At 49.3% G+C, this 10096-nt stretch carries 9 protein-coding genes and 1 pseudogene; 5 read left to right on the top strand and 5 right to left on the bottom strand.

Going from position 1 to position 10096, the window contains the following annotated elements; translation table 11 throughout:
- Positions 1-200, top strand: a pseudogene (locus FPZ45_RS25350) (iron ABC transporter substrate-binding protein); the annotation flags it as partial.
- Between the two features lie 143 nt (positions 201-343).
- On the opposite strand, the gene FPZ45_RS13995 reads toward FPZ45_RS25350, so the two are convergent.
- The gene (locus FPZ45_RS13995) at positions 344-1099 is read right to left on the bottom strand and encodes an SDR family NAD(P)-dependent oxidoreductase (protein ID WP_144702812.1); all 756 of its coding nucleotides are present in this window, start codon (positions 1097-1099) and stop codon (positions 344-346) included.
- 160 nt (positions 1100-1259) lie between these two features.
- Between FPZ45_RS13995 and FPZ45_RS13990 the strand changes: the two genes are divergently transcribed.
- Complete coding sequence (locus FPZ45_RS13990; protein WP_144702809.1) at positions 1260-1886, top strand: TetR/AcrR family transcriptional regulator; 627 nt, start codon at positions 1260-1262, stop codon at positions 1884-1886.
- A gap of 24 nt (positions 1887-1910) precedes the next feature.
- On the opposite strand, the gene FPZ45_RS13985 is transcribed toward FPZ45_RS13990, so the two are convergent.
- From FPZ45_RS13985 to FPZ45_RS13970, 4 genes are all read right to left on the bottom strand, one after another.
- Positions 1911-3092 (bottom strand): Ger(x)C family spore germination protein, encoded by a 1182-nt coding sequence (locus FPZ45_RS13985; RefSeq protein WP_144702806.1) that lies wholly within the window; start codon positions 3090-3092, stop codon positions 1911-1913.
- Complete coding sequence (locus FPZ45_RS13980; protein ID WP_144702804.1) at positions 3089-4195, bottom strand: GerAB/ArcD/ProY family transporter; 1107 nt, start codon at positions 4193-4195, stop codon at positions 3089-3091. Before FPZ45_RS13980 ends, FPZ45_RS13985 begins: the two co-directional genes overlap by 4 nt.
- Before the next feature lie 33 nt (positions 4196-4228).
- On the bottom strand, positions 4229-5818 hold the full coding sequence (locus FPZ45_RS13975) for a spore germination protein (RefSeq protein ID WP_144702802.1): 1590 nt from the start codon (positions 5816-5818) through the stop codon (positions 4229-4231).
- A 254-nt stretch (positions 5819-6072) separates the two neighbouring features.
- A complete protein-coding gene (locus tag FPZ45_RS13970) occupies positions 6073-6501 on the bottom strand; it encodes a VOC family protein (protein ID WP_144702800.1) in 429 nt (142 codons plus the stop codon).
- A gap of 193 nt (positions 6502-6694) precedes the next feature.
- Between FPZ45_RS13970 and FPZ45_RS13965 the strand changes: the two genes are divergently transcribed.
- The 3 genes from FPZ45_RS13965 to FPZ45_RS13955 all read left to right on the top strand — a co-directional run bounded on the left by FPZ45_RS13965 (position 6695) and on the right by FPZ45_RS13955 (position 9955).
- Positions 6695-7537 carry a helix-turn-helix domain-containing protein gene (locus tag FPZ45_RS13965; protein WP_342780056.1) on the top strand — a complete coding sequence of 281 codons (843 nt, stop codon included), beginning with the start codon at positions 6695-6697 and terminating at the stop codon, positions 7535-7537.
- Between the two features lie 126 nt (positions 7538-7663).
- Positions 7664-7888: a hypothetical protein gene (locus tag FPZ45_RS13960; RefSeq protein WP_144702796.1), complete on the top strand. Its 225-nt coding sequence runs from the start codon at positions 7664-7666 to the stop codon at positions 7886-7888.
- Between the two features lie 342 nt (positions 7889-8230).
- Positions 8231-9955: a restriction endonuclease gene (locus FPZ45_RS13955; protein ID WP_144702793.1), complete on the top strand. Its 1725-nt coding sequence runs from the start codon at positions 8231-8233 to the stop codon at positions 9953-9955.
- The last annotated feature ends 141 nt before the right edge of the window (positions 9956-10096 follow it).

Here is a 10096-nt window from a genome sequence, read left to right as displayed (position 1 = left end):
GCGATCGGTTATTTCTAGCTGTGAATGAAGGAGCAGAGGAGAAAATGAAGGAAGTGGAGAAGCTTCTTCGAAATTCGCCAGCATGGAAATCGGGAAGGATCTACAATATCGATTTTAATCAATTCCTTCCTAGCGATCCGATTTCAGTAGAACAACAGTTGGATATTATCGTTAATTTACTGATTGAAAGCAACAAATAAACGGATACCAATAAAACTCTGACCGCACGCGCACGAGGTCAGAGTTTTTATGATGGGTAATGAGCTAGTCTTTTGTTTTTAGTAAGTTGATTCCGACGCATGTGAGCAGTGGCAAGCTCTCTACCCAAAAAGGGCTGACAAGGTTATTGGAAAATCTGGCCGCCTGCGCAATTCACGACCGTGCCGTTCAGCATATCGGCGCCCGTAGTCGCGGCGAAGATCACAACGTCCGCGATCGCCTCCGGCGTTGCCGGAATGTTAGGCCCGGTAGAAGCGCCGAGCTTCGCCATCCGTTCTTCCGTCAACGTGTGCACCGCATTGGCCGCGATGTTCGTGATCATCGTATTCGGAGCGACGCCTACGGCACGGATGTTCAGATCCTGATAGTCTTGTCCGATCGACTTCGTGAGCGCGGCCAAGGCGTGCTTGGTCGCGGAATAGAGGCCGTTGTAGGCGGTCGGCTTGAAGCTGTTGGAAGAGACGGTGTTGACGATATTGCCTCCGCCGTTCTGCAGCATGACCGGAATGACATATTTGAGACCCAGGAACGCACCCTTCAGGTTCACGTTCGTGACGTGATCATATTCGCTGCTGTCATATTCGTGAAGCAGACGCAACGGAACCATGATTCCCGCATTGTTGGCAAAATAGTCGATCGTGCCGAATGCTCGTACCGTTTCCTCGACATAGTTTTTAACTTCTTCTTCGTTCGATACGTCGGCTTTGACGAAGATAGCCTCCGCATTTTTCTCCTGGACAAGTGCCAACGTTTCCTTGCCGGCTTCCTCGTTGAAGTCTACAAGGGAGAGCTTGTAGCCTTGCTCGGCAAGCTTAATGGCTAATGCTCGTCCTAGTCCGGTAGCGGCTCCCGTGATCAGAAAGGTTTTGTTCGCAGCCATGTCTGTGCACCTCATTCTTATACGTGATGGTTGTACAGCGTACCTCCTGCTCATCGTATCAAAAATGAAATGTGATTCAAACGACAGTTTCTCCGGATGTGTAGTGATATACTACAACTAATTTAAGCCCGGTTCGAACGGTGTAAAGGAGTCGCTATCGATGAGCCATCAAGAAAGTCCGGATACGCGGGCCGCGCGCACGAGAACGTTGCTGCACGCGGCGCTCTTGGATCTGGTGAACGAGAAGCCCTATGTCGAGGTCAGCGTGACGGATATTGCGAAGAAGGCGGGCATCAATCGGGTTACTTTTTACAGTCACTATTCCTCGAAAGATGAGCTCATAGAAGAAATCGTGGAAGAGAAGTTCAATGAGTATTTTGCTATCGTCGAATATATCAAGCCCTTGAAGGAAATGGAACGGTTAATGGCTGCATTGGAAATCTATTTTCGCAAAAGCCTTTACCATATTCGCCGTAACATGAAGTTCTATCGCCTATTGCTTTCGGGGGCTTTGCCGGAATATAAAGATCGATTCGAGGGGCAACTGCATGTCCGTCTGAAGCAAATCCTTCGTAAAGCGGAAATCAACGGGGGCGTGAAGTCTCCGGTGGATTTCGATTTTTATGTGGAGTGGACGATCGGCGGCTCGATTCATATTATTCGCAAATGGCTGGCCGGTGAAATGAGCACGTCGCAGGAGCAATTTATGGAGCAGATGCTTCTCATATCGGCCGTTTCCAGCAAACTATTCGGCACGAGCGGATACGGTCCGCCCACCCCTCGTTAAGGAATGGCGCAATCGTCCTCTTTTCTATGGTCGAAGCTCATTCTTTTTCAGCACCAGCGAAGACCCTGTCATCCCGGTTTCCTCTAATCTGGCTTTGACCTCGACTTCAACCCGGGCTTTCCGAAAATGCCGGGGCCAATCCTTCTTCAAGGTTCTCCATTCTTGCGGATGCTGGCGGTGTACGGCTAAGCCGAAACCGAGCACGTCCGTACCAAGCGCTTGAATTTCCTGAATGACTCCCTTTACTTCGTCTGCAGTCTGTTCGTTTAAATAGTTCTGAACCATTATAATTTTCTGCGATCGAGAGAGATCCAGCTGCGTGTTGTTTTCTCTTAGAATACCGTAACCGCCTAATTGAATCCCAATGAGGATATCGCCATTCTCCACGGTCGTCTTAATCTTGGCGGACAAACGATTCAACTCCGTAATGATTTCGTTCTCTTCTCCGGGAATTTTGACGGGGCGGATCGTAGAGCCAAGCTGCCCTTTAATCCAATAGACAGTATGCGCCTTCTTTTGCGGTAAATTGCCCACGAGCCGGGCGTCCTTGTCGAATATGGCGGTGCCCCATAACCTTAACCCGGCCCCCGACTGCTTATCCTCATCGGATAGAGGCTTAGCCTGAGCCGTGACGACCGGCAGCACCGGACAGTCCTCCTCGCTTGCATGGGCCATTAAGAAGTCGCGCATGGTCAGATCGGGATTCAAATCCGATGCTTGATGAATTCGAAAGAAAGCGCTCGCCGAAAGCTGCTCCAACGGATAGGACAGGGCAAGAAAATCCGCGACGGAGATTCCCTTGACCACAAGTATGTCGGTACGAAGGCGAACGATCGGGTTGCGGCTGTATTCATCGAGTATTGGAGCCAGCCCGCTCTTGGCGAGCCGTTCACCGATTAGGATTGCGCGGCGATGTCCGGCAAACCATGCCCGGGAAACTTTCAACTGAATATCCTTGGCCGCCTCGTAAATGCTGCCTCCATTCCCGGAAATCGTGAAGAAAGCTCTCCCCGCTCCTCCGCTATTGGACCCCATCTTGTGCGGAATGGCGAATTGGGCTGTGGCCTGGTAGCTGCCGTCGTCATTCAAATCCATCCCCCAGGCAAAAATAAGCGCCTGCTCGTTCAGCTCCCTACGATCCCAGCAGCCAGTCATTAGCAGCAGAAGAAGAACAATAAGGCTCGTTCGTCGCCATCTTACGCTCATTCCGGCCTCTCCTTCCTCTGCGAGCTTTTGCCGCGCATCATCGATACCCCCCACAATAACAGCGGGATGCCGATCACGTTAATCGGGATGACATACGGAAGCCAAAATTGCTGGACATAATCTTTAATCGGCGCCGTCGCGTTTTGCGGCAGCAGCGCGAATATCAAAATAAGAGGCGCAAGCACCCAAATCAAGCTTCGCCAATTTTTGAGGTTGAGCCATTGGGCGGTACCGTACACGGTGACGAAAAGGAAGAGTGACAGCTTGATGAAAGCCGAGAACAACCAGATGACGACGACAAAAATATCGACATTCTGGATGAAGCCAAGCACCGAAATAAAGCGGGTCATCCCGAAGAAGGGCGCCCACATCCGAGCAGGCAGCTCCGGACCGAAGGTCATAATCACTAACGCCGCGCCGAACAAGACCAGCACGGAAGACAGCGCTATCCCCCACATCGTCCTGGAGAGCGCCTGCTTCGGATTGGACATAAACGCGAAAACCATCGAAAACATAATCACGTCGCCATAGAAGGCCGCAGCCGGAAGAGTACCCTTGAGGATGCCCGTCCCTCCGCTGTCCCAGAACACGGGAGTCAGTAGATGCCAATTCAGATGATTGATGCTCAGCAAGCAAGTGCCCAAGATCACCACCAGAATGATCGGACCCATCAGTTCCCCGCAGCGCGCAATGCCCGTCAGCCCTCCCGTGAAGACGACATAGACGACCAGAATCATCAGGGTGACCATAATGACGTACAACGGGGTCTTCGTGAACAAGGCCAAATAGACGAAATCGGCGGAATTGCGCAAAACCATGCTGTTCAAGAAAATCCACATGATAAAATAAGGGACGATGAGCAGCCTGCCCGCCCATTTTCCCATTATGGTTTGGCTGTACTGTACGAACGTTTGCTGGGGATACCGCATGCTCAGCTTTACGATGAGGAGTACGATGCCAAGGCCGATCAGCCCGGCAAGCAGCATCGATATCCAGGTATCTTGCCCGGCAGCGGTTACTGTAGCCGATACGGAATAAAGCATCGCCAGCATAATCTCGATACTGAATACGAGCCAGAATAACTGTCTGCCGGATATACGCATCGATGGCTCTCCCTCATAGCAAATTTTCATTCCCTATTCATTGTCGGCCCCTTTGTTATTGGCAGGATTTTGCCCTTTCGGGGTACGCGTGTCATTCTCGCCAACCAAGAAAGCCGGTCGTTCATTCATCGCCCAACGGGGCATGCGAATGAAGATATCCTTCAGGTTGCCGGAGAGCCTTGGTGTGACGGGCGCTAAGTAAGGTACTCCGAACGATTGAAGATTGACCAAGTGGACGATAAGCGCGATCACACCGAAGCCCATTCCGTAAATGCCCAAGCTGCCTGCCAGTAGCAATAGCGGAAAGCGCAGCAGTCGGAAAGCGAGTCCCAAATTGTATCGCGGCAGGGAGAAGGAGGCGATGCCGGTAAATGCCACGACAATGACTGTCGGCGCTGATACCACCCCGGCATGTACCGCGGATTCTCCAATGACCAATCCTCCCACCATACTTACCGCCGAGCCGACCGGCTTGGGCAGACGAATCCCCGCTTCTCGCAGTGCCTCAAAAACAACCTCCATTAAGAACGCTTCGACGACGGCAGGGAACGGAACGTTCTCACGGGCGGCAGCGATCGTCAGCAGCAGGGCTTCCGGGATGAGCTGGGGATGGAAAGTCGTAATCGCGACATAAAAAGACGGAAGCAGGAAGGAAACGCTGAGCAGAAAAAAGCGCAACATGCGGATCGCGCTGGTATAGATAAAATGTTCATAGTAATCTTCCGCCGCATGAAGCGCAGACCAGATAGTCAGGGGAACGATCAGGACGAAGGGCGTGCCGTCTACAATAATCGCGACTCTGCCTTCCAGCAACCCGGCAATTACGACATCCGGACGCTCTGTGTTCTGCACCGAAGGGAACGGAGAGTGCGGAGTATCCTCGATAAATTCCTCAATATATCCCGAGTCCAGAATGGCATCGGTTCGTATACGGTCCAGCCTCCTGCGCACCTCATCCACTATCTCAGGCTTCACGATTCCTTCTATGTAGGCAATGGAAGTCCGAGTTTGAGACAGCTCGCCAATTGTGGTCCGCTCGAATTTCAACTTCGGGCTGCGTATTCTACGGCGTATTAAGCTGATATTGGTCATGAGCGATTCCGTAAGGCCTTCTCTAGGCCCGCGCACGACGGATTCCGTCCCAGGCTCCCCGATGGGCCGCTTCTCCGGATCGCTCATATTGCCGAGCAGAGCTTGTTCCTCTCCTTCGGCGAGTAAGGCGACTTGCCCGCCCAGAATTCCCCTTACGAGCTCGGATAGATCCCCGGTCAGCTCGGTTTGCCGAGCGGCGACGGCCTGCAGATCGAACAACTCTTTGATGGATGATTGCGGGTGCTCCCCATAATGTTGTCCCCTGGCCATGAGAGGCAGCAGCAGAACTTCTTCCAGCCCCTTCGCGTCCACCAATCCATCGACAAAGATCACTAGCGCTCTCGTTCCCTCTCCGAGATGGAGAGGACGCAAACGAACATCCGAACAGTTGCGAAAAATGTCCCTTAGTCGTTCCTCGTTATGGTTAAGGGAGGCACTCACTTTCTGCCCCGACAATTCGTCATCCAAACGCAGGTGATCTGCCCTTGGCGCACGGTCTTTGGATAACATCCGCTTGAACCTGTTGGACATCAGCCTGCCCCCTCAACGTCACAGGAACTGCAATGCCCTGCTCATGTTTTCCGATTTGTATCTGTTAGCTTAACCAGCTTGCTCGGTTCCATTCTTTAGGGAATTTGCGGTGAAGGCGAGCGTCACCAGAGCGGAAGTTGCTGTCATGCTGCAGCAATTGTTGAAGAAGTCCGATCTGATGTAAAAGACAAGAGGCACTTAGCAGATCGCTAAGTGCCTCTTTGCTGTAACTTTGCCCGCTTAGGGAGGGAGGATTACGCTTGGCTCTGACCTTCGAACGCATTCATGTCCATGAACGCGATTTCCCAAATGTGGCCGTCCAGGTCTTGGAAGCCCCACTGATACATGAATCCGTGATCTACCGGTTCGCAGTATAATTTTCCTCCGGCGGATACCGCATTGTTGACGATTTCATCGACCTTCTCCCGGCTTTCGGCGGACAACGCGATGGTCAACTCGGAATATTTGCCGGTGTCGACGATTTCCTTTTTCGTAAACGACTTGAAGTAATCTTCCGTCAGCAACATGGCAAACATGTTGTCGCCGATCACGAGACAAGCCGCTTTTTCTTCGTCCGTAAATTGCATGTTGAACTCGAAGCCGAGCTCCGTGAAGAACGCCATCGTTTTTTTCACGTCCTTCACATGCAAGTTCACAAAAATGTGGGTTGATGTTAATGCCACTTCGATCACCTCAATAGTATTTTTGTTTAGCTTATCACAGTATGTGCATCGTATATCAATAGGGACAATCTGTATTGTACGAATCGGAAGTTCTGTGTCCATGCGCACTTGTTCAAACAATGGATGATGTGATACATTAGCGTCGAAAAGCTGTCCGAACTCGAAATGAGATATTCGCAAAGTATTCTCGGAGGTGGGACTCCTGGGCAACCTTGCTATCGGGCGCATCTTGCCGCGCCTTATTCTGAAAGAATACATTAGAGACATCTGGGTGTTTGAGAGCGAAGGCGGGCTTACCGAAGACGAGATGCAGATCGTCGCGCCCAACGGCTCCGTAAAGTTGCTCTTGTACTATAAGGGGCAGCTTGCTACAGCCCGGATCGGCGAGCATGCATTTTGGATGCCGAAACACCGGCTGTTCGTCGAAGGGGTATCCGACTGCCCGATGATCGCCGGTTTCGATCGGGACAAGCCGTTCGGCTGCATCAGTATCGAACTCCATCCCGCCGCCGCCTATCGGCTGCTCTCCGTTCCGCAACACGAATTGCGCAATGCGATTGTGCCGATTGGCGAGCTTATCGGCGCACCGGCCGCCCGTATCCTAGAAGAGCGGATTTATTTGGCATCGAATCCGGCGCAAAAGGCAGCTTTGATTCAAGAGTACCTGACCGGGCTGCTTGCCCGGACGGAGAGGGACGCGACGTTCGAACATGGCGCGACCACGATCATGAACTCGCGCGGCCTGGTCTCGATGGCGGCGCTGTCGCGCGAGACGGGCCTAAGCGAGCGATGGCTTCGCGCCAAGTTTGCGGAGCGGCTGGGTATCAGCCCCAAGACGTTCGCCTCGATCGTTCGGTTTCAATCGTGTTATCAGGCGATGCTCCGAGACAAGCGCGGCTACCTGCAAGAAGGGCATTTTAACGATCGGTACTATGATCAGGCGCATTTCATCAAGGAATTCAAACGATTCATGGGGCACTCACCGGCCAGGTATACGGCACTGCAGAACGAGGTGGGCGAGATTATCTACAAATAAATAAGAGTGCCTGTCGGTTGGAGGCGTACTTTTTCTAGCAGGACTTCATAATCGTTCCCTCTCAATGTTTTTTTGTTATAATTTGATATATGAGAGTATCCATCACAAGAAAGGTGGACAAGCTTAATGAATATAAATATTGCAAGCCGAAACAAGAAAAAGGTGCCGCTTGTGAAAAAATATACTCATGAAAAGAGACTCCATGCATTGTTAAATGCTAAAGCTTCTCTTTCGATTGAAGGAATGCATCTCACTGCTCTTGAAGAACAATTAATACTAAAAAGAGCTAATGGGAAGATGAAAAATAAAGAATTTTTAGCTCTTGCTATGGAAATCTCAAAAAATGTATAACCCGAATAATTCGAAGTATTGTTACCCTAATAGCGATGTTTTAATTAACATACCTGGGTTTACAGAGCAAGAGCAATTAGATGCTTTCGAAAGGATCATAACACTTGATCGATTGAGACTGCTCAATGAGTAAAAAATCTGCGCTAAGGGCTCGCTTCCCTCGCCTCCTCAAGCAAATCCACAACCTTCGGTTGTGGATTTTGCACGTTTATATGCCCAAAACTAATCTGTCCGAACACCGTTCAGTCGACCGACTCAAAATTGGGGATTTTAAGAGGAAAAGTATGATTCATGTAGAAAATTGTAATATTGGTATTTCAACAAAGGATTGGAGGGGCATATATGAAAGGCGATCTTGTTAGAGCAGGCAACACCCAAGCGCATTGGAATGTACAAGGTACCCGAATATTGAAATATTCTTTAGAACTTTATCACAATGGTTTGAAAGAGCATAAGGTCATTTCTGCGCCAGAGATGGACATTCTCAATAATAAAGTACAATTGCAAATACAGAAATGGTCTGAGAAGTGGTATGCGGTTCAGTCCAAGCAGAGAATAGCTGAAGAAAAGGAAGCAAGCATAGAAGAAGCAAATCGATTAACAGAAGATGCGCAGGAAGCGATCCATGTTATTGAGAATATATTGATCCAGACTTTGTCCATTGACGATACAGCCAATTGGGATATTTTAAAGAAAAACGAGAAATATGCGGAAAAATCTCCATCGAAACCGACTCCGCAAGCCAAGAAGGAGTATCCGCAACAGCCAATCAGAATGGAGCCGTCCTTCTCTATCCTGGATAAAATCTTCAAATCAAGAAAGGAACAAAAAATCAGGTTTTCAGAATTAAAATACCTGGAGTCGGTAGGAAATTGGGAGAATGAAAAGTCGGAAATTGATCGTTACAATCTTATGATCGACCAAGAAAATGAAAAAAGTGTTCAAGAGTGGCAGCTTCTTCTGAGTGAATGGGATAATAACAAAGACAGATTCGTGAAAGAACAGGATCAATACAATAAAAAGATCGACGAAATGAAGGAAGCGTACTTCAATCTTAATGAGGATTACGTCGTTCAGTATTGCGAGATGGTCTTGGAGAACTCGGCGTACCCGGAAGCCTTTCCCAAGAGCTTTGAAATAGAATATAATCCGGAAACTAGAATACTAATCGTTGAATACCAGTTGCCGTCGCTTGAGTGTTTCCCGACTTTGAAGGATGTCAAATACGTTGCTACGAGAAAGGAATTAAAGGAAACTCCTCTCTCGGAAAATCAGATTTTGAAAATGTTTGATGAATCTATGTACAAAATCACCTTGCGAACGATACATGAACTGATTGAGGCGGATGCAGCTAACGCAATTGATGCTATCTCGATTAATGGTTGGGTTAGCGCAATGAATCGGGCAACGGGCAAGGAAGAAAATAACTGTATCCTATCAATTCAAGTTAAGAAAAACGAATTTTTAGAAATCGATCTGGCAAATGTTGATCCCAAAATCTGCTTTAAAAGCTTAAAGGGAGTGGCAGGAAGCAAGCTTAGCGCGCTAACTCCGGTGAAGCCGATCCTGCAGATCAACAAAACGGATAAGAGATTCGTTGAAAGTTATGATGTAGCCAATCAACTGGACGATACGACGAACTTGGCAGCGCTGGACTGGGAGGATTTCGAACATTTGATTCGAGAGGTTTTCGAGAAAGAATTTCAGACTCACGGCGGCGAAGTCAAGGTAACGCAAGCCAGCAGAGACGGCGGCGTTGACGCTGTAGCATTTGATCCCGACCCCATTAGAGGGGGCAAGATTGTCATACAAGCGAAAAGATATACCAATACTGTGGGCCTTTCAGCCGTTCGGGATTTATACGGGACAGTCGTCAATGAAGGAGCCACCAAAGGAATTCTCGTTTCCACCGCCGACTACGGACCTGATGCTTACGAGTTTGTAAAAGATAAACCGTTGACGCTGTTAAACGGATCGAATCTATTGCATCTTCTGGAGAAACACGGGCATCATGCCAAAATCGATCTTAGAGAGGCCAAGCGTATATTGGCTGAAAAAGCTAAGTGACGTTATTGGGATTGAATCACGTTGCATTGTGTTTCAATGATGTCAACAAGTTGCCTAAAGGAATACGAATGATTCACCATATCTACGGTAAAATTCTCGGGTGTTGTCTTCGGGCAGAAGCTCGATTCTCACCTCCATAAT

The sequence above is a fragment of the Cohnella terricola genome (genome assembly GCF_007786475.1).
Taxonomy (GTDB): domain Bacteria; phylum Bacillota; class Bacilli; order Paenibacillales; family Paenibacillaceae; genus Cohnella; species Cohnella terricola.
Note: the sequence above shows the minus strand (reverse complement) of the source record. Positions and strands in the feature narration are given on the sequence as shown.

Bases quoted from the DNA above. Each gene is read 5' to 3' on its own strand.
- FPZ45_RS13975 (WP_144702802.1), bottom strand. From the start codon at position 5,818: ATGTCCAACAGGTTCAAGCGGATGTTATCCAAAGACCGTGCGCCAAGG.
- FPZ45_RS13980 (WP_144702804.1), bottom strand. From the start codon at position 4,195: ATGCGTATATCCGGCAGACAGTTATTCTGGCTCGTATTCAGTATCGAG.
- FPZ45_RS13990 (WP_144702809.1), top strand. From the start codon at position 1,260: ATGAGCCATCAAGAAAGTCCGGATACGCGGGCCGCGCGCACGAGAACG.
- FPZ45_RS13995 (WP_144702812.1), bottom strand. From the start codon at position 1,099: ATGGCTGCGAACAAAACCTTTCTGATCACGGGAGCCGCTACCGGACTA.
- FPZ45_RS13955 (WP_144702793.1), top strand. From the start codon at position 8,231: ATGAAAGGCGATCTTGTTAGAGCAGGCAACACCCAAGCGCATTGGAAT.
- FPZ45_RS13985 (WP_144702806.1), bottom strand. From the start codon at position 3,092: ATGAGCGTAAGATGGCGACGAACGAGCCTTATTGTTCTTCTTCTGCTG.
- FPZ45_RS13960 (WP_144702796.1), top strand. From the start codon at position 7,664: ATGAATATAAATATTGCAAGCCGAAACAAGAAAAAGGTGCCGCTTGTG.